Source organism: Alcaligenes sp., assembly GCF_050255915.1.
Lineage (GTDB): Bacteria > Pseudomonadota > Gammaproteobacteria > Burkholderiales > Burkholderiaceae_B > Alcaligenes > Alcaligenes aquatilis.
Window position 1 is genome coordinate 60,668 of the sequence record NZ_JBFWIQ010000001.1, and the last position, 19,423, is coordinate 80,090.

Consider the following 19,423-nt stretch of genomic DNA (forward strand, 5'->3'; position numbering starts at 1 on the left):
TAACGATCCCGCCTAGCGACGGGTGGGCAGGGAAGAGGTTTCACAATCAGGAGAGTGTCTAATGAGACAAGGCGTGCCCAGTCTGGGCGCATTACAGGCCTTTGAGGCGACGGCCCGCCTGGGGACCTTTTCCCGTGCGGCCGAGGAATTGTCCTTGACGCATAGTGCGGTGTACCGGCAGGTAAGCGGCTTGGAGCAGCGTCTGGGTGTGACTTTGCTGACGCGGGTGCGGCGGCGTCTGGTGCTGACCCCGGCGGGGCGCGATTATGCCGCCCGTATCCGTCACCATCTGGAGCAAATCGGCAAAGACACCTTCAGCCTGATTGCGCGTGCTGGCGTGGGCCGCAGCATTCATCTGGCGGTGCTGCCTACCTTGTCCACGGTGTGGTTGATGCCGCGTCTGGCCCGTTTCTCCCGGCAATATCCTGACATTACGGTCAGTTTGTCTGTGCGTACCACTCCGTTTCAGTTTGGCGACCATCCCTTTGATGCCGCCATTTATCATGGACGGCAGTTATGGCCCCAAACCGAGGGTATCAAGCTGTTTGACGAAGGCGAGCTGGTGCCGGTGTGCTCGCCCACGCTGGCTGCCAGTGGCCACTGGCAAAAGCTGATTCACTTGCATATGTCTACACGCCCCGATAGCTGGTCGGACTGGTATCGGTCTGCCGGGCTGGAGCCGGATCTGCGCCTCAGCTCCGGCCCGCGTTATGAGCTGTTCAGCCTGGTGATGGCGGCCTTGCATGCCGATATGGGAGTGGCTTTGATGCCGCGCTTTTTGGTGCAGCAGGCGCTGGAGCAGGGCGAGCTGATTATGCCGCTGGACCATGCCATGCCAGTGAGTGAGGCTTACTTTTTTAGTTACCCCACGGCCAATGAACCCAGCGAGGCGGTGCGTTTGCTGGAACAATGGCTGCTTGAGCACGAAAAGGAGAATACATGAGATTGCACTGGAAACCGGCGTTGCTGTCGGCGGCCTTGACCCTAGCCTTGGTGCTGCCTGCGCATGCTCGGGAAGCGGCCAGCCAGCATTTGAATCCGGAGACCGCCAGCAGGGCCGTGCAACGTGACAAGCTCGTCACACAAAAAAGTATGGTGGTGACGGCCAATCCGTTGGCTACTCAGGCCGGTTTGCGCATTCTGGACCAGGGCGGCAGTGCGGTGGATGCGGCCATTGCGGCCCAGTTGGTGCTGGGGCTGGTCGAGCCACAGTCCTCCGGTATTGGCGGCGGCGGCTTTTTACTGATGTTTCAGCCCAAGACCGGCTTGATGAGCTATGACGGACGGGAAACCGTGCCTGCAGCCAGCAGTCTGGATCGCTTCGAGCTGGACGGCCAAACCATGTCCTTCAAACAGGCGGTCAATAGTGGTCGTTCGGTAGGCGTACCGGGTTTGCTGCGTGCCCTGGAGTTGATGCATAAAGATGGTGGCGTGCTGCCGTGGGCGAATTTGTTTGATCCGGCGATTGAGCTGGCCGAGGTCGGCTTTGAGGTCAGCCCCCGTTTGAATACCTTGATTGCCGATAATCCTGAGCTGGCAGACAAGGCCGCTACACGCGCCTATTTTCTGGACGAACAGGGCAGGCCTTGGCCCGTCGGCCATCGTTTACAGAACAAGGAATACGCCCAGGTGCTGCGCCTTTTGGCCAGACAGGGCGCACAGGCTTTCTATCAAGGTGAGCTTGCCCAGGATATGGTGGCTGCCGTTGCCGCCGACCCGATTGCGGGTGACTTGGCAGAGTCCGACTTGAAGCAGTACCGTGCGCTGCGACGTGAACCCCTCTGTATGGACTGGCAGCAGTTGGCGCTCTGTGGCATGGCACCACCCAGCTCGGGGGCTATCAGTGTGATGCAGATGCTGGGCATCTTGCAGCACACCCCCATTGCTGACGCAGAACCGCAATCTGTGGAAGCGATTCATTATTTTTCTGAAGCAGGGCGTTTGGCTTTTGCGGATCGGGATGCCTGGGTGGCGGATCCGGCATTTGTGTCTGTGCCCCAGCAGGCTTTGCTGGCTCCAGCGTATCTGAAATCACGCGCTGCCTTGATCCAGCCAGACCGTTCCATGGGGCATGCTCAACCGGGCAAGCCGTTGGCTGACTCACAAGCCGCCAGTGACAACACGCCCGAGCTGCCGTCCACCACGCATTTATCCGTAGCGGATGCTCAGGGGCAGGTGGTATCCATGACCACGTCAATAGAGTCTGCTTTTGGCAGCAAAATCATGGTGCGTGGTTTTTTGTTGAACAATCAGTTAACGGACTTTGCCTTGAGTCCCAAGGACGAGATGGGACGCCTGTCTGTGAATCGGGTGGAGCCAGGTAAGCGTCCACGCAGTTCCATGGCCCCGATGATGGTGTTGCAACAGGGGCGTCCAGTCATTGCCCTGGGTTCACCGGGTGGCAGTGCCATCATTCCTTACGTGGCTCAGGCCCTGACCGGCATGTTGATGTGGGATCTGGATGCTCAACAGGCAGTCAGCCTGCCGCATTACGGCAGCCGCAACTGGGCGACCGAGCTGGAAGCGGGAACGGCGGTGACCACGCAGGCCCAAGCTTTGAGAGCGATGGGTCATGAAGTACGAGAGCAGCCTTTTCCCAGCGGTACGCATGTGATTCGCTGGACCCAGGAAGGACTGGAGGCGGGGGTAGATCCTCGGCGGGAAGGCTTGGCGCTAGGGCAGTAAGCAGAGCTTGTAGCCGTGTACCCCAGGTAAACATGGTCTTGCTTACGAGACATGCTGCAAGCGCGTGGCGGACTTGGGGAAGCAGTCAGTATTCGGGAGAGGCTGTTGGCGATGTGAAGCAGATACTCGTCAGAGATTGGCAGAGACAGCAGTCGATCGCTGCCAGAGGCTGGTAGAGCTAATTGCCAAGTAGCTAGCAGGCTCAAGTCGTCTGGCTTTTGAAAAAATGGGTGATCAGTAAAAAGCCCTCAATGCGTGGATCTATATCCACAGCATTGAGGGCTTTTTTTAAGTCTTGAGACAGACCTGATCGTGTCGCTTAGCGAAATACCACGGTGCGCTGATCGTTCAGCAAGATACGGTGCTCAACGTGGGCGCGCACGGCACGGGCCAGAACCAGAGACTCCACATCGCTACCGATCTGGGTCAGCTCAGCTGGGCTGACAGCATGGGTGACGTGTTCCACGTCCTGTTCGATGATCGGGCCTTCGTCCAGATCCGCCGTCACATAGTGAGCAGTAGCGCCAATAATCTTCACACCGCGAGCATGAGCCTGGTGGTAGGGACGCGCGCCCTTGAAGCTGGGCAGGAAGCTGTGGTGGATATTGATGGCGCGGCCAGACAGGGACTGACACAGATTGGTGGACAGAATCTGCATGTAGCGGGCCAGCACAACCAGATCAATCTTCAGGTCACGAGCCAGGTCGATGATCTGTTGCTCTTGCTGGGGACGGGTTTCCGGTGTCACAGGCAGGTGATGGAAAGGAATGCCGTAGGAGGAAGCCAGGCCAGCGTGGTCGGTGTGGTTGGAAGCCACGGCCGCAATTTCAACCGGCAATTGGCCGCTATGGGCGCGAAACAGCAGATCGTTCAGGCAGTGGCCCTGGCGGCTGACCAGAATCAGCAGGCGGGCTTTGCGCTGGGCGTCATAAATATTGGCATCCATGCTGAATTTTTCGGCAATGGGCGCGAAGCTGGTTTGCAATGCGTTCACGTCCTGCTTTTCAGGCAGGGAAAACTGGATGCGCAGGAAAAAGCGGTTGGTGGCGGCGTCGCCAAACTGCTGTGCCTCAACAATGTTGCCGTTCTGCTCAAGCAGCCAGCCCGAAACGTTGTGGACAATGCCGGTACGATCCGGGCAGGATAGGGTCAAGATGTAATCGTTCATCAACAGTATTGTAAAGATTTCAGAAAAGTTTTTAAGCTGCCTGGGCCAGGGTTTCCTGGCCGTGACGTGCAATCGCTAAACACGCGGTCAGGCCAGGGGATTCGATGCCGAACAGATTCAGCAGTCCGGGGACGCCGTGGGTGGCAGGCCCGGAAAAGACAAAGTCGGCAGCCGCATGGCCGGCGGGCACAATTTTAGGCCGGATGCCGCTATAGGCGGGGTTCAGGCTGTTATCGGGTAAAGCGGGCCAGTACTCGCGCACGGCGGCGTAAAAAGAGTGGCCTCGTTGCGGGTCCATATCGTAGTTCTCATCCTGCACCCATTCGGTGTCCGGGCCAAAGCGGGCCTGACCGGCCAGATCCAGCGTCAGATGCACACCCAGTCCGGCTTTATTGGGCATGGGGTAAATCAGGTGCTTGAAGGGGGAGCGACCCGCCAACGAGAAATAGCTGCCTTTGCACAGATAGGCGTTCGGGATATGGCTGGCATCCAGCCCTTCGATCTGGCGTGCAGCGGCGACAGCGCCCAGACCGGCCGCATTGATCAGGCAGGTGCTTGTCAGGCTGAACGGCTCTGCGCCACCGACGTGTACTTCAAAGCCTTGTCCGGGCAGGACACGAGCACTGACAAAGGGCGTATTGAAAACCAACTGAGCACCGTTATTCTCTGCATCGCCTTGCAAAGCCAGCATCAAGGCATGGGTGTCCACAATGCCGGTAGAAGGGGAAAGCAGGGCAGCGCTGCAATTCAAGGCCGGCTCCAGAGCCTGGGCTTGGGCCGCATCCAGCCACTGCAAATCGTCCACTCCACAGGTACGCGCTTGCGCCTGCAGCTTCAGCAGATCGGCTTGTTGTTCGGGCGTGGTCGCCACAATGAGTTTGCCGCAACGGGCGTGGTCTATATGGTGTTTCTGGCAGTAGTCATACAGTTGGGCTTTGCCTTCTACACACAAGCGGGCCTTCAGGCTGCCGGGAGTGTAGTAAATGCCCGCGTGTATGACCTCTGAGTTGCGCGAGCTGACGCCATTGCCAATGCTGGCGGTTTGCTCGATCAGCAGAACTTCCATGCCTTGTTGGGCCATTTGTCGGGCACAGGCTAAACCTACTACCCCTGCTCCCAGCACTATGCAATCAACGTCGTTTGCCATGATCAGGACCTTATTGGCGTGTAAGAGCAAAAGGCGTAGTGTACTCCTGCCATGCAGCCCTCGTCAGGGGCGCCTTGCAACACCCTGTCACGCCAGGGAAGGGGTCAGGTCAAAGTCGCCCGCGTGGTAGATCAGGGGCTGGTGAGCGCTGCGTTCGCAATGGGTGACTTCACCGATAAAGATCAGGTGGTCGCCGGCCTCATGAACGGCATAAGGCTTGCACTCAAACCAGGCGCTGCAACGCTCGTCGTCCAGCATGAGTAAGCCGTGCGGGGAGCGTTTAGTGGGGTGATCGTGAAAGCGCTCGGCCTGGCTGCCCCAGGCAAAGCGTTTGGCCAGCGATAGCTGACTGGCTCCTAAAACGTGAATCACATAGCCCTTACCATCCACAAAATGCGGCAGGGACTGGGAGCGTTTGGCCAGCGACCACAGCACCAGAGGCGGGTCCAGAGACACAGAGTTAAAGGAGCTGACGGTCAGGCCAATGGCCTGATCCGGATGGTCTTTATTGGCGCCGGTCACGACCGTCACGCCTGTGGCGAAACGGCCCAGTGCCGAACGAAAGAAGTCGCTATCGAAAGTAGAAGAAAAAACAGTCATTGCATCGAGTCTGAGGGCAGGCGTCCCCAAGGGAACGTGTTAAGGAGCCAGTCGGCTCACCTGCCAATCAGATGGGTCCTTGCGGTCGAACACCAGCCTGTCGTGCAGGCGCGAAGCACGGCCTTGCCAGAATTCGACATGGTCTGGAGTCAGTCGGAAGCCACCCCAGTGTTCAGGGCGGGCGGGATGTTCACCTAAGCTTTCAGTGTACTGCTTGGCACGGGCATCCAGCTCTGCGCGGCTGATGGGTTGGCTTTGTGGTGAGGCCCAGGCACCAATGCGCGAGCCCAGAGGACGACTGTGAAAGTATTCGTCGGATTCGGCCGCGCTGATGCGGCTGATGCGGCCTTCAAAGCGCACCTGTCGCTGCATGGAAGACCAGAAAAAGGACAGGCTGGCCCAAGGGTTGTGGTCTAGGTCCGTTCCCTTGCGAGACAGGTAGTTCGTAAAGAACACCAAGCCTTGCTCATCGTAAGCTTTGAGCAGGACAACGCGCGCCGATGGGCGACCTTCTGGGTTCACCGTGGCCAGCGTCATCGCCGTGGGTTCGACTTCCTTCAGTTCAATGGCCTGATCCAGCCAGCGTTGGAATTGCTGGCGAGGGTCGGCACACAGTTCGTTTTCGCTCAGGGAAAAGCGTTCGTATTCGTTACGCAAATCGGCAAGGGACATGGGGCGCTCTTAGGCTTGTTGAGGATTAAGCAGTGCAGTCTGGCTTTGTAGTAATTGAACCACTGATTGCAGGCGTTTATCCAGAATTTTAGAGCGTTGCAGCGCCGAGGCGGTTTCCATGACGTATTCGATGCAAGGGCCGTTGGTTCCCTGGGCCGAATACACCACCTGTCGCAACTGTTCGTCCGGCATACGGGGTACGTAAGCATCGGTCTTGCGGTTCATGGTAAAGACCAGGGCGCGAATGTCGCCTTGGCTGGTGCGGCAGCGCAACCAGCGGGGGATATAAGCCCCGCTGGGCATCTCGCGCAGCCAAAGGGCATCGAATACTTTGGGTACGCTTTCGGCAGGAATACGGAAGGCCATGCCACGGCAAGAACCACCGACATCCAGCCCAAAGACCAGACCGGGCTGCTCGGGCGTTCCACGGTTGATTCGTGACCACAAGCACAGCGCCCGGTGGTAGCCGCGTAGCAAGGCTTGGCGCTGCTCGGCAAATTCAAAATCGGGACGCCAGATCAGGGAGCCGTAGCCGTAGACCCACAGGTCTTGTTTTTCACACCATTGCGCCTCTTCCAGGGATTGACGCAAAGAGGCGTTGCGCTCTTCGTCAGTCAGGACACGAAAGCTGCACGGTGTGGGTACGGTGGAAGGCGAGGCGGAAATAGAATCGATGTTCACGGCGTAAAGAAGTGGTAAGCCAAAATCACAGATGCTTGAAACCTATGGCAATTGTAGAGCAAGCACAGTCCACTGTAGCGGGCTTTGCCGCTGATAACTAAGGAAAAATACTAATTTGCTTATATGAGTGTTGCTATTTGGCAGAGCGCCGTCAAGCCACCAGAGCATAAGGCCTGTTTCCGGGGCTGGGCAGGCGCAATTAGACGTAGAATGAACGGGTTTGGCCGCATGGGCCGGTGATGGACAGATTGCATGACAGAGCAGCACAACATGGATGCCGAACGCCGCTTCGGTGGTTTGGATCGTTTGTATGGAGCCGGCGCGCGTGAGCGTCTGGCTGCCGCCCATGTGATGGTGGCGGGTATCGGGGGCGTAGGGACCTGGGCAGTGGAGGCTTTGGCCCGTTCTGCCGTGGGCCGAATCACCTTGATTGATCTGGATAATATTGCCGAGTCCAACATCAACCGCCAATTGCCTGCCCTGGACAGCACTTTGGGGATGGCCAAGATTGAAGCCATGGCCCAGCGCATTGCGCAGATCAATCCACACTGTCAACTGCAATTGATCGAGGATTTTGTCACCGAGGACAATGCGGCCAGCCTGATGGAACAGCGCCCCGACGTATTTCTGGATTGCACCGATCAGGCCAGTGCCAAGATCGCCCTGATCTTGCAGGCTAGGCGTTTGAACGTCCCCTTATTGAGTTGTGGCGGGGCGGGCGGAAAAACCGACCCTTTAACCTTGCGCCGGGGAGATTTGTCGGTGGCACGCCACGATGCCCTGTTAGGCAAACTGCGGCAGATCCTGCGCAAGCAGCATGGCTTTGCGCGTGGCAGCGATGCCCAGGGCCGTGCCTTGAAGCGTGTACCCCGCATGGGAGTGGATTGCTTGTGGTTCGAGCAGGAAACCCGTTTGCCGCAAAACTGGACTCAGGCTGAAGACGGTGCCCTGCAAGGTTTGGCCTGCGCAGGCTATGGCTCCGGAGTGACGATTACGGCCAGCATGGGGATGCAGGCCGCCGACTACGCCTTAAACCGGATTCTGAACCAGTAAGGCGTTCTGCCAGCCGCGCAGGGCGTTCGAAATACGAATCGCCCGTGCATGCAGCAAGTCATCCAGAAAAAGCTCCGTTTCACGCGCCAGACCGCTATTTAGGAGCGCCTGTCGTTGCACACCAGGCAGGAGCCAGCCTTGTGCGGGTGGCGTCCACCAGTGGCCCTGCTCATCCTGGATATAGATATTGCTGCGGCTGCCTTCGCAAACCCGGTTTTGCGTATCCAGAAAAATTACATCAAAAAGTTGGGGATGCTTTTCCAGCAGGGCAGCGGCGTCCTGATACCAGGGGCGATGCGTGGTTTTGTGAGAGAGCAGTGGGTCCTGGGCCGGCAAAGGGGTCTTGGATAGGCATAGTTGCAAGGGCCCTTCCAGAGCGGGCAAGGCCTGCGCCTCGGCCTGCGCACTGGCTTTTGCGTTCCACAGAATGCGTAGCCGCAAGGGAGTATTGACGGGAGCCTGGCCCAGCGCCGTATGCATGGCTTGCAGCCAGGTTTGTGCGTCCCAGTCGTAGCCCAATTCCGCGCAACTGCGCGCCACGCGTTCCAGATGCAGTTCCAACAGGGGGATCTGGCCGTCTGCGTCTACCCGCAAGGTTTCTATCAATTCAGGTTTGCTTTGGCTCATGATGCTGCCTTTAAGTCAGTGTTACAGGGGCCTGCAATACACGTGCTTTCCACAAGCACTCCAACCACTCCTGGTCTGGGTCCGAGTCCAGAACGATGCCACCACCCACGCCAAACCTTCCTTGGCCGTGATTGTCCAGCTCCAGACTGCGGATGCTGACATTCAGGGACAGGTCGCCGTTAGGGTTCAGGTAGCCTACCGAGCCACAGTAAATACCGCGTCGCTGCGTCTCCAGCTGACGTATGCATTGCATGGCGGCCAGCTTTGGGGCGCCGGTAATCGAACCACAGGGGAACAGGGCGCGTAGCAAGGCTTCCAGCGTGCAATCCGGCTCGACTTCGGCCTGAATGCTGGAAGTCATGGTCCAGACCGAGGCATATTGCTCTACATCGAACAGGCTGGTGGTTTGCACGGTGCCGGTGCGGGCCACTTGGCCCAGATCGTTACGTAGCAAATCCACAATCATCAGGTTTTCGGCCCGGTCTTTCAGGCTGCTTTGCAGCTCCTGGGCGTTTTTCTGATCTTGAACAGGGTCGGTATCGCGCGGGCGTGTGCCTTTCATGGGGCGGGTCCGCACGGTATTCCCACGTTTTTCCAGAAACAGCTCGGGTGACAGCGACAGGATATGGCGATCACCCAGATCCAGATAAGCACCGTAGGCCACCGGGTGGCGGCTGGCCAGTGCGGTATAGAGATCACGCGGAGCCATGCCTGATTGAATGTTCAAGGGCATGGTGTAGTTGATCTGGTAAAAATCTCCGGCCTGCAAACCCTGCTGAACCTGGGCCAGCGCATCCCGATAGTCTTGCTGGCTGATTGGCAGTTTGACCGTCAGCTCGGGTGTGGCCTGGCTATCCCATAACGCCACTTCCTGTGCCTGTTCAAATACCAGTGCGTTCAGAAGCGCATGTGGCGCAGTATCACGAGCGGGTAGACGGGGTTCGAACAGTTCGGCCAGTTCGTAGTCCAGTGCCAGGGCCACCCAGTGGCCCGCCTGTCGAGCTTGTTCGATGTTCTCAAAAGCAGTACTTAAGTCTTCAGGGCGACGGGCCTGGATATGGCCCAGGTAGCCCTGCATTTCCAGCGCATAGCCTTTTAGTCTGTCTTCAAATCGGCCATACATGCGCCGTGTTCCTTTAAAAATTCCGCCAAGGCCATGCCGGTATGCGAGGCAGGGTTGGCTTGTACTTGATCTGGCGTGCCTTGCACCACCAACCTGCCGCCGCCCGAGCCGCCTTCGGGGCCCAGATCGACAATCCAGTCTGCTTCGGCAATCAAATCCAGATTATGTTCAATGACCAGCACGGTGTGACCGGCATCGACCAGTCGGTGCAGCACCACAATCAGCTTTTCCACATCTGCCATGGACAGGCCCACGCTGGGTTCGTCCAGTACATATAGCGTATGCGGCGCCTTGTAGGCGCGGCCCGTACGGGTCAGGCCCTCGTCCAGGCGGGCCTTGACCAGTTCGCTGACCAGCTTGACGCGCTGCGCTTCGCCACCGGACAGGGTGGGGGAGGGTTGGCCCAGGGTCAGATAACCCAGGCCCACACTTTGCATCAATTGCAGCGGGCGCAATATTTTAGGATGTGCGGCAAAGTATTCAACAGCTTCGTCCACATCCATTTGCAAAAGCTGGCCGGCGGAGACATCGCGCCAGGTCACCGCCAGTGTTTCCGGATTGAAGCGCTGGCCGTGGCAGGCGTCACAAGGCACCTTTACGTCCGGCAGGAAGCTCATTTCCAGGGTGCGCATGCCTTGGCCTTCGCACAAGGGGCAGCGACCATCGCCGGTATTGAAGGAAAAGCGTGAGGCGCTCCAGCCCCGCAGGCGGGCATCGTTGGTGTTGGCAAACAGTTTGCGCACCTCGTCCCAGAAGCCGATGTAGGTGGCCGGGCAGGAGCGGGGGGTTTTGCCAATCGGGGTCTGATCCACTTCCAGCACGCGGTCCAGGCTTTCCCAGCCGCTGATGCTGGCGCAACCCTGCCACACAGGCTTTTCTTTGCTGCCGACAACGCGCTGCAAATTATCCAGCAGCACATCACGGGCAAAGGTGGATTTGCCGGAGCCCGACACGCCCGTTACCAGACTGAGCTTGCCTAGTGGAATACCGGCCTTTACCTTGTTCAGGTTGTGTAGGCTGGCATCGTGCACCGTTAGCATGGGCACATCGGCCTGAACAGGGCGGCGTGTCTGCATGGGGTGTTTGAGTGGTTCGCGCAGATAGCGGCCAGTCAGCGAATTGGGGTTGGCCTCGATTTCTGCCAGTGTGCCCTGGGCGATGACTTCACCCCCTCGTTTGCCGGCACCGGGGCCCATATCAATAATGTGCTGAGCACGGCGTATGGTGTCTTCGTCGTGTTCAACGACCACGAGCGTGTTGCCATTGCCTTCCAGACGCGCCATGGCGTTGAGCAGAATCTGGTTGTCGCGGGGGTGTAAGCCAATGGTGGGCTCGTCCAGCACATAGCACACGCCCTGCAGGTTCGAGCCTAATTGGGCGGCCAGACGGATGCGCTGGGCCTCACCACCCGATAAGGTGGGGGCGGCACGATCCAGCGCCAGATAACCCAGGCCCACTTCATGCATGAAGTCCAGACGGCTACGTATCTCGTTCAGAATGTCGCGCGCAATATCGGCTTCGCGGCCACTCATGTTCAGGTTGCCAAAAAAAGTCTGTGCCTCGTCCACGGGCAGACCGGCCAGCTTGGCAATGGACTGGTCGCGCCATTCAAACGCCAGCGAGACCGGGTTCAAGCGTTGACCATGGCAACTTGGGCATTCCACCGCTTCGCCATCGTAGCCGTTGTTCCAGTTGTTTTCCTCGCCCGTTTGTTCCTGGTCGAAGCCAGTCAGCTTCAAACCCGTACCAAAGCAGTCCTTGCACCAGCCGTGCTTGGAGTTGTAGGAGAACATGCGCGGGTCCGGCTCGGGGAAGCTGGTGCCGCAGCAGGGGCAGGCCCGTTTGACGGAGAAATGTTGCTGGCTGGCATTGGACAGCGGTTGACCTTGTCGGCGTTGCTCCAGAGACATGGCACCCGACGGCGTCAAGGGGGCCAGCACACTAAAGGAGCCGTGACCCAGTTCCAGCGCTTCGCGTATGGCTTGGCGCAGTTGCAGTTCGTGGCGAGGGTCAATGATCAAGTCGGCCACCGGCAGTTCCAGCGTGTGTTCGCTGTAACGGTCCAGACGGGGCCAAGGGTTGACGGGGATGAACTCGCCATCCACGCGCAAATGCGTATAGCCCTTGCCCTGCGCCCATTTGGCCAGGTCGGTGTAGTACCCCTTGCGGGCCGTGACCAAGGGAGCCAGCAAACCAATATGCTCACCCTTGTGATCACGCAGCAGTTGTGCGGCGATTTGCTCGGCGGTCTGCGGGGCCACAGGCACATGGCAGTCCGGGCAGTATTGGGTGGCCAGCTTCACATACAGCAAGCGCAGGAAGTGGTGGATTTCCGTCATGGTCGCCACGGTGGATTTGCGTCCCCCCCGGCTGGTGCGCTGCTCAATGGCAACAGTGGGCGGAATGCCGTAAATCGCGTCCACATCGGGCTGACCGGCTGGCTGCACAATGGCACGGGCATAAGCATTCAGGGATTCCAGATAGCGGCGCTGGCCTTCGTTAAACAGAATGTCGAAGGCCAGGGTGGATTTGCCCGAACCGGATACACCCGTCACCACCGTGAAGGTGTTGTGCGGGATGTGTACCGAGATGTTTTTCAGGTTGTGTTCGCGCGCATTCAGGATGGCGATCTGGCCATCGTTGCTGCCGCCCGAGCTGGCCTTGTAGTCCACCGCAGGTTCCTGGAACAGAGCCGAGCCTGAACCTATGGTGGCTTGCTCGTATTCTTTCAGGGCATGGCCGGTGTGCGAGTGCTCCAGGGCCATGATGTCCGCCGGTGTTCCCGCGCCTAACAATTGACCACCATGTTCGCCACCTTCTGGGCCCAGATCAATAATCCAGTCGGCCGCGCGGATCAGATCCAGGTTGTGCTCAATAATCAGCAGGCTGTGGCCGGCAGCCAACAGCTTGCGGAAGGCGCGCATCAGGCGGGCAATATCGTCAAAGTGCAGGCCGGTGGTGGGCTCGTCGAACAGGAACAGATTGCCTTTCTTGGCGACCTTCACTTGACTCAAACGAGTGCGCGAAGCCTGGGCCAGATAAGCCGCCAACTTCAGACGTTGTGCCTCACCGCCCGATAGCGTGGGCACAGGCTGGCCCAGTTTCAGGTAATCCAGACCCACATCGGCCAGCGGCGCCAGGCCGGTTTGCACATCGCGCAGGCCTTCAAAGAATTCCATGGCCTGATGCACGGTCATGTCCAGTACCTCGTCAATCGAGGCGCTGCGACCAAAGTGTTCGATACGCACTTCCAGCACCTCGGGGCGGAAGCGTTTGCCATCGCAATCCGGGCAGCGCAGGTACACATCGGACAGGAACTGCATTTCGATATGTTCAAAGCCCGTCCCACCACACGTCGGGCAGCGGCCATCACCACTATTGAAGCTGAAGGTGCCGGGCGTGTAGCTGCGTTCTTTGGACAGAGGAGCCTGGGCGAACAGCTTGCGGATAGGGTCAAAGGCACCGACATAGCTGGCCGGGTTGGAGCGGGCCGTCTTGCCGATAGGTGTCTGGTCCACCATCACCACTTCGGCAATTTGCTCGGCACCCAGCAAGGCGCCGTAAGGGCCTGGGGCTTCGGTCGGTTTGCCTTGTTGTTTCAGGATGGCCGGGTAGAGCACGTCCTGAATCAGCGTGGATTTGCCCGAGCCGGATACGCCCGTCACGCAGACTAGACGGCCTAGCGGAATGGACACGGAGATATGGCGCAGATTGTGCGCGCTGACGTCTTCCAGCAGCAGGCGGGGCGTGTTCTCGGCCACCGGCATTGGGCGGGGCGATTCGATGCTCAGCTCGCCACTCAGGTAGCGGCCAGTCAGCGTTTGCGCGCCGCGCAAGGCTTGGGGCGAACCATCAAACAGAATCTGGCCACCACGCTCGCCAGGGCCGGGGCCCATGTCCAGAATACGGTCGGCAGCCACCATCACTTGTGGGTCGTGCTCAACCACCACCAAGGTGTTGCCATTGCCGCGCAGACGGTGCATCACTTCAATAATGCGGTGCATGTCGCGCGGGTGCAGACCAATCGAAGGCTCATCCAGCACGAACAAGGTGTTCACCAGCGAGGTGCCCAGCGCCGTGGTCAGGTTGATACGCTGTACTTCGCCGCCAGACAGGGTGCGGCTTTGGCGGTCCAGGGACAAATAGGACAGGCCCACATCGCACAGATAATCCAGACGGGATAGTGTTTCTTTCAGGAGCAGATCGATAGCTGCATCGCGTGCGTCGCCAAAGTGCAGGCCACGGAAAAATGTGCGCACGTGCTCGATAGGCAGGCGCATCAGGTCCGGGACGCTCAGGCCGGGCATGGCATCCAGTTGCTCGCGCAGCCAGTTGGAATGCACGGGCATGAAACGTGGGTAGCGGGAATCGGCGGGGGCGGCCTGATCGCCCACACGCCACAAGCTGGCTTCGGGTTTCAGGCGAGAGCCGGCGCAGGCCGGGCAGGTGTTGTAGCTGCGGTATTTGGACAGCAACACACGCACATGCATTTTGTAGGCGCGTGATTCCAGCCAGTCAAAGAAACGCTGGGCGCCGTACCACTGGGTTTTCCAGGCTTGATTGCCACCCTTCCAGTCCGGGGTGCCATTAATCACCCAGTCGCGCTCTTCCTGGCTCAAGTCCTTCCAGGGCACGCTCAGACGTACACCGGCCGCCGGAGCGTAGCGCTCCATCTCGACCTGACATTCTTTGTAGCTGGCCGTCTGCCACGGACGGATCGCACCTTCCAGCAGGCTTTTGCTGGGATCGGGAACGACCAGACCGTAATCAATCCCCATCACCCGGCCAAAGCCACGGCAGGACTCACAGGCGCCCAAGGGCGAGTTGAAGGAGAAGGTGCTGGCAACCGGCGTGCTGTATTCAATATCACACTGTGCACAGTGCAGGCCCTGGCTGAAACGCCAAGCAGTTTCCGGACCGTCGGCACTGGCCGAGGCATAGACAGTTAGCTTGCCCTGGCCATGACGCAGGGCGGCTTCAATGGCCTCCATGAAACGTTCCGGTTCTACCGAGCTGACGCGAAAACGGTCCTGGATCACATAGAGAAGCTTTTGTTCTGTGGGGGCGGCTTTGCTGCTTTTGCCTTTCTTGGTGCTGCTGGCCGTGATGGTCTGCGTCTCTTCGTGGTGCAGGCGGGTGTAGCCCTGCTGATGCAGCAAGGTTTCAATCTCTTGCTGCGTGAAGTTGGCCGGAACCTTGACGGCAAAGGTCAGGACCAGACGGGGGTCGTCGTGGTCTACCGCCAGTTGGCGAATCTGTTTGGCGATGCTGTCGGCATTGTCGCGGCGTACAGGCTGGGCGCACTGGCGGCAATACAGCTCGCCCAGACGGGCGTACAGCAGCTTGATGTAATCGTTCAGCTCCGTCATGGTGCCCACGGTACTGCGCGAGTTGCGCACCGGGTTCACCTGGTCAATGGCAATGGCGGGCAGAATGCCTTCAATGCGATCGACCTGGGGCTTGTCCATGCGATCCAGGAACTGGCGTGCATAGGGAGAGAAGGTTTCCACATAGCGCCGTTGACCTTCTGCATACAGGGTGTCAAAGGCCAGCGAGCTTTTGCCTGAGCCGGAAACGCCGGTAATAACCAGTAACTCGCCCGTTTTGATATGTACATTCAGGTTTTTCAGAGTGTTCTGGCGGGCGCCAAAAATGCGAATTTCTGAGCTCATGGCAAGGTCGGCTTTCTGGAGAGGGCTGGGTGGGAAAGCGGCAGCGAAAAGGCCTGTCAAACAGGCCCCATGCGCCAGTCAGAGCGGTATATGCCAGCAAGGTGTTGCCAGGGATGCTCACTCTAGCCTTTGTATCTTAACGCGGATTACGGTAGAATTTCTGGTTAGCTATTGCGCTTTTGTCGGGATCATCCGGCAGGGCTTACATTAAGATCGGAGATCACCATGGCGGAAATCAAACGCACTCGCCGCAACACGCTGGAGCGTCGTTGCCTGGGTAAAGCATTCAAACGTCTGTTTGTGCGCGCACCCAAGGGCGTTTTCAAAATGCTGGAAAAAGTCAAGCGCGTCTAAGTGCCTGGCTTGGGCGGTGGGCAGGCAGGAATCTGATTTTCCAGCTTGAAATCACAGCCAGCAGCAAAAAAACCACAGGCTTGCCTGTGGTTTTTTTGTGCGCGTTTGATTTTTCTGCGAGTTCGGAAAATCTGTTGCACATCGTACCTTGTCCAAGAAGAAGCTTGCCTTATGATGGTGTCATCTTCATGCAGAAGTAAGCGTTGCCCGTAATAATAATCAAAACGGCTGATTGCATATTTTGGGGACATTAGCTCATGGAATGGCGCCATTTATTCACTGTTCTGACACCCAGTTATAACCGCGCTCACACGCTGGAGCGCGTCTACTGTTCACTGTGCGAGCAAACCTGTCAGGACTTTGAGTGGATTGTGGTTGATGACGGCTCCACGGATGGCACACGGGAGCTGGTAGAGGGCTGGCAACAGCAGGCTGCCTTTCCAATTCGCTATGTCTGGCAGGAAAATCGTCACAAAAAGGCTGCTTTCAATCACGGCGTGGCCCTGGCCCAAGGAGAACTGATCGTCGCGTTGGACAGTGATGACACCTTGCTGGTCAATGCGCTCTACGACATGGCGCAGATCTGGGCCGACATCCCCGCCTCAGAGCGGGCAGGCTATGCAGGCATTACCGGTCTGTGTGTGCGTCCGGATGGCAAGGTTGTCGGGGATATGTTTCCCCAGGATGTCTTTGATGCCAGCTCCCTGGACATGAGCTTTCGCTACCACGTGCGGGGCGAAAAGTTTGGCTGTTTGAGCACCGCTGTGCTGCGCAAGTTTCCCTTTCCTGATCAGATCGAAGGCTTTGTGCCTGAAAGCCTGGTATGGCGTGCCATTGCCCGGGTAGGCTATAAAAACCGTTTCGTAAATACCGTGTTTCGTGTCTATCACGACAGCCCGGATTCTTTGTCGGTACAAGGCAAGACCAGTCAGCAACATGCACTGGGTTTGTGGCTGCTGGCGCAGGATACGGTGGTGAAGTGCCTGCCCTGGTTTCGTTACGAACCCAAGGCTTTCTTGATGGCTGCCGCACGTTACACGCGCTTTGGGCTGCACTTGCGCGCCAGCGGGCGCAAACCACCACCAGGCTATGGCTTGAAAGGCCTGGCCTCTTATTTGTTGGTCGCTTTGATGTGGCCGGCAGGTGTCGCTTTATATCTGCGCGACAAGCGGCGGGCCTGAGCTTATGGGGCTCTAGTTATTACAGGGAGCGGGGCGCACCATTGCGACAGGTAGGGCGGTGTCAAAACACGGCCCCCTGGCTTTTACATCAGATTCGGGCAATTGAGCCGGACACGATCAGTGCAGGGTATGACCGTGAACACCCGGTTCCGGGCTGTCATCATCATCGTCGTCGTCTTCGTCCGTATCGTCTTCGGGAGCAAAGGCATCTTCGCTCAAGGCGAACGGCAGCAATTCTTCCAGGGTTTCTGTCCAGGCGACTTCCTCGCCTTCTTCATCCACTTTGATAAAGCGCACGGGCTCGGCATCGCTTAACTGGATGGCCCACAGGTAACGGCAGGCGTAGACAGCATTGTCCTTGGGGTCCAGGCCACCGCGGTTGCCCACGATGCGGGCCTGCGCGCCGCCGACCTGAACCACTGTGAATTCGCTTTCGTCCTCGTTCTTGTCCAGGGGCATGGCAAAGATGACCCATTCAAAGCCGGTTTCTTCTGCGCCCACGATCTCGGCCAGTACGGCGCGACCCAGGTAGGCGCTCAGCGCATCGGCAGTGCGGCCCAGGGTTTCGATCTCTTCAGTGGTAAATACAAGTTCAGGGGCGTCAGGTGTGGACATAGCGTTTTTGGATTGTCGGCAAAAGTGAGTATATTACCTGAGACAGGCCTGCATTCAGGCCGGGTGTTTCGTTCTGGACCAGACAGAAGCGCGCCTTTTGGGCGCCAAAAGCCTACAATCCCAGTTTTCCGAACACGACCTGTTTTTCCCTTTTAGGTTTATATGGCTCAATACGTTTATTCGATGAACCGCGTGGGTAAAATTGTGCCGCCCAAGCGGCAGATTCTGCGCAATATCTCCTTGTCCTTTTTTCCAGGTGCCAAGATTGGTGTGCTGGGCCTGAACGGCTCGGGTAAGTCCACCTTGCTCAAGATCATGGCTGGGGTAGATACCGAAATCGAGGGCGAAGCCGTCCCCATGGCGGGGATCAAGATCGGTTACCTGCCACAAGAACCTCAACTGAACCCCGAACACAGCGTGCGCGAAGCTGTGCAGGCCGGTTTGGGCCAGGTGTTCGAGGCGCGCCAGCGTCTGGAACAGGTCTACGCCGAATACGCCGAGCCCGATGCGGACTTTGACGCTTTGGCGGCAGAGCAGGCCGAGCTGGAATCCATTATTGCCGCCGCCGCGACCAGCGGTGCTGACGACATCGAAACCCAGATGGAAATCGCGGCCGATGCGCTGCGTCTGCCACCTTGGGATGCGTCCATTGCCAATCTGTCAGGTGGCGAGAAACGCCGCGTGGCCTTGTGCCAGTTGCTGCTGTCCAAGCCCGATATGTTGCTGCTGGACGAGCCCACCAACCACCTGGATGCTGAAAGTGTGGACTGGCTGGAAGTGTTCCTGCGCCAGTTCCCCGGCACGGTTGTAGCAGTAACCCATGATCGTTACTTCCTGGACAATGCTGCCGAGTGGATTTTGGAACTGGACCGTGGCCACGGTATTCCTTGGAAGGGCAACTACAGCTCCTGGCTGGAGCAAAAAGATGATCGTCTGAAGCAGGAAGAGGCTTCGGAAAGCGCACGCCAGCGCACTATCAAGAAAGAGTTGGAATGGGTACGCCAGAATCCCAAGGGACGTCAGGCTAAAGCCAAGGCCCGTCTGGCCCGCTTTGAGGAACTGTCCTCGCATGAATACCAGAAGCGCAACGAAACCCAGGAAATCTTTATTCCGGTGGCCGAGCGTCTGGGTAACGAGGTGATTGAGTTTGAAAATGTCAGCAAGGGCTATGGCGATCGTTTGCTGATCGACAATCTGAGCTTCAAGGTGCCAGCGGGTGCCATCGTCGGGATTATTGGTCCTAACGGTGCCGGTAAGTCCACCTTGTTCCGCATGCTGGCCGGTAAAGAGCAGCCTGATTCCGGTACGGTCAAACTGGGCCAGACCGTCAAGCTGGCGTATGTGGATCAGTCGCGTGATGCCTTGGCCAATGAAAAAACCGTGTTTGATGCGATTGCCGATGGTGCTGACCTGCTGACGGTGGGCCGCTTTGAAATGCCATCACGTGCTTATCTGGGCCGCTTCAACTTCAAGGGCGCGGATCAGAACAAGATCGTGGGCAATCTGTCCGGCGGGGAGCGTGGTCGTTTGCACCTGGCCAAGACACTGATTGCTGGTGGCAACGTCTTGCTGCTGGACGAACCGTCCAACGATCTGGACGTGGAAACCTTGCGTGCCCTGGAAGACGCCTTGTTGGAGTTTGCCGGCTCGGTCATGGTGATCAGTCACGATCGCTGGTTCCTGGACCGTATCGCCACCCACATTCTGGCTTTCGAGGGTGATTCGCAGGTCGTATTCTTTGATGGCAACTATCAGGAATACGAAGCAGACAAGAAAAAACGTCTGGGCGAAGATGCTGCCAAACCCCGTCGTATCCGCTACAAGTCCCTGAAATAAGGAAAGTGC

At 58.2% G+C, this 19,423-nt stretch carries 15 protein-coding genes; 6 read left to right on the forward strand and 9 right to left on the reverse strand.

What is annotated here, in order from left to right:
* Positions 1-61 precede the first annotated feature (61 nt).
* Together AB7E06_RS00300 and ggt are read left to right on the forward strand one after the other, a co-directional pair.
* Positions 62-943: a LysR substrate-binding domain-containing protein gene (locus AB7E06_RS00300; protein ID WP_108728047.1), complete on the forward strand. Its 882-nt coding sequence runs from the start codon at positions 62-64 to the stop codon at positions 941-943.
* Complete coding sequence (gene ggt / locus AB7E06_RS00305; RefSeq protein WP_264672447.1) at positions 940-2,685, forward strand: gamma-glutamyltransferase; 1,746 nt, start codon at positions 940-942, stop codon at positions 2,683-2,685. Before AB7E06_RS00300 ends, ggt begins: the two co-directional genes overlap by 4 nt.
* 319 nt (positions 2,686-3,004) lie before the next feature.
* Here ggt and purU read toward each other — a convergent pair whose 3' ends face one another.
* The 5 genes from purU to AB7E06_RS00330 all read right to left on the reverse strand — a co-directional run bounded on the left by purU (position 3,005) and on the right by AB7E06_RS00330 (position 6,953).
* On the reverse strand, positions 3,005-3,859 hold the full coding sequence (gene purU / locus AB7E06_RS00310) for a formyltetrahydrofolate deformylase (protein WP_166727032.1): 855 nt from the start codon (positions 3,857-3,859) through the stop codon (positions 3,005-3,007).
* Between the two features lie 25 nt (positions 3,860-3,884).
* Complete coding sequence (locus tag AB7E06_RS00315; protein WP_346549060.1) at positions 3,885-5,000, reverse strand: NAD(P)/FAD-dependent oxidoreductase; 1,116 nt, start codon at positions 4,998-5,000, stop codon at positions 3,885-3,887.
* A gap of 87 nt (positions 5,001-5,087) precedes the next feature.
* A complete protein-coding gene (locus AB7E06_RS00320; protein ID WP_094195723.1) occupies positions 5,088-5,600 on the reverse strand; it encodes a flavin reductase family protein in 513 nt (170 codons plus the stop codon).
* 39 nt (positions 5,601-5,639) lie between these two features.
* Positions 5,640-6,272, reverse strand: coding sequence for a pyridoxamine 5'-phosphate oxidase (gene pdxH / locus AB7E06_RS00325; RefSeq protein WP_094195724.1), 633 nt, complete (start codon positions 6,270-6,272; stop codon positions 5,640-5,642).
* Positions 6,273-6,281: 9 nt separating this feature from the next.
* Positions 6,282-6,953 carry a gamma-glutamylcyclotransferase gene (locus AB7E06_RS00330; protein WP_427954663.1) on the reverse strand — a complete coding sequence of 224 codons (672 nt, stop codon included), beginning with the start codon at positions 6,951-6,953 and terminating at the stop codon, positions 6,282-6,284.
* A gap of 252 nt (positions 6,954-7,205) precedes the next feature.
* On the opposite strand from AB7E06_RS00330, the gene AB7E06_RS00335 reads away from it, so the two are divergent.
* Positions 7,206-8,006, forward strand: a complete 801-nt coding sequence (locus tag AB7E06_RS00335; protein ID WP_427954665.1) for a tRNA threonylcarbamoyladenosine dehydratase — start codon at positions 7,206-7,208, stop codon at positions 8,004-8,006.
* Here AB7E06_RS00335 and AB7E06_RS00340 read toward each other — a convergent pair.
* Genes AB7E06_RS00340 through uvrA form a run of 3 tightly spaced genes read right to left on the reverse strand, consistent with a single transcriptional unit; the run spans position 7,983 to position 15,428 of the window.
* Positions 7,983-8,633: an aminotransferase class IV gene (locus AB7E06_RS00340; protein ID WP_094195726.1), complete on the reverse strand. Its 651-nt coding sequence runs from the start codon at positions 8,631-8,633 to the stop codon at positions 7,983-7,985. The genes AB7E06_RS00335 and AB7E06_RS00340 overlap by 24 nt on opposite strands.
* Positions 8,634-8,643: 10 nt before the next feature.
* On the reverse strand, positions 8,644-9,756 hold the full coding sequence (pabB, locus tag AB7E06_RS00345; protein ID WP_406611760.1) for an aminodeoxychorismate synthase component I: 1,113 nt from the start codon (positions 9,754-9,756) through the stop codon (positions 8,644-8,646).
* Complete coding sequence (uvrA, locus tag AB7E06_RS00350) at positions 9,729-15,428, reverse strand: excinuclease ABC subunit UvrA (protein WP_406611761.1); 5,700 nt, start codon at positions 15,426-15,428, stop codon at positions 9,729-9,731. The genes pabB and uvrA overlap by 28 nt, the downstream gene beginning before the upstream one ends.
* 225 nt (positions 15,429-15,653) lie before the next feature.
* Between uvrA and AB7E06_RS00355 the strand changes: the two genes are divergently transcribed.
* Entirely contained in the window at positions 15,654-15,782 is a 129-nt protein-coding gene (locus AB7E06_RS00355) for a hypothetical protein (RefSeq protein WP_003803595.1), read from the forward strand.
* A gap of 257 nt (positions 15,783-16,039) precedes the next feature.
* Complete coding sequence (locus AB7E06_RS00360) at positions 16,040-16,963, forward strand: glycosyltransferase family 2 protein (RefSeq protein WP_406611762.1); 924 nt, start codon at positions 16,040-16,042, stop codon at positions 16,961-16,963.
* Positions 16,964-17,080: 117 nt separating this feature from the next.
* Here the strand turns inward: AB7E06_RS00360 and AB7E06_RS00365 are convergent, their stop codons facing one another.
* Positions 17,081-17,578, reverse strand: coding sequence for a hypothetical protein (locus AB7E06_RS00365; protein WP_321267857.1), 498 nt, complete (start codon positions 17,576-17,578; stop codon positions 17,081-17,083).
* Positions 17,579-17,740: 162 nt separating this feature from the next.
* On the opposite strand from AB7E06_RS00365, the gene ettA reads away from it, so the two are divergent.
* On the forward strand, positions 17,741-19,414 hold the full coding sequence (gene ettA, locus AB7E06_RS00370) for an energy-dependent translational throttle protein EttA (RefSeq protein WP_009455087.1): 1,674 nt from the start codon (positions 17,741-17,743) through the stop codon (positions 19,412-19,414).
* The last annotated feature ends 9 nt before the right edge of the window (positions 19,415-19,423 follow it).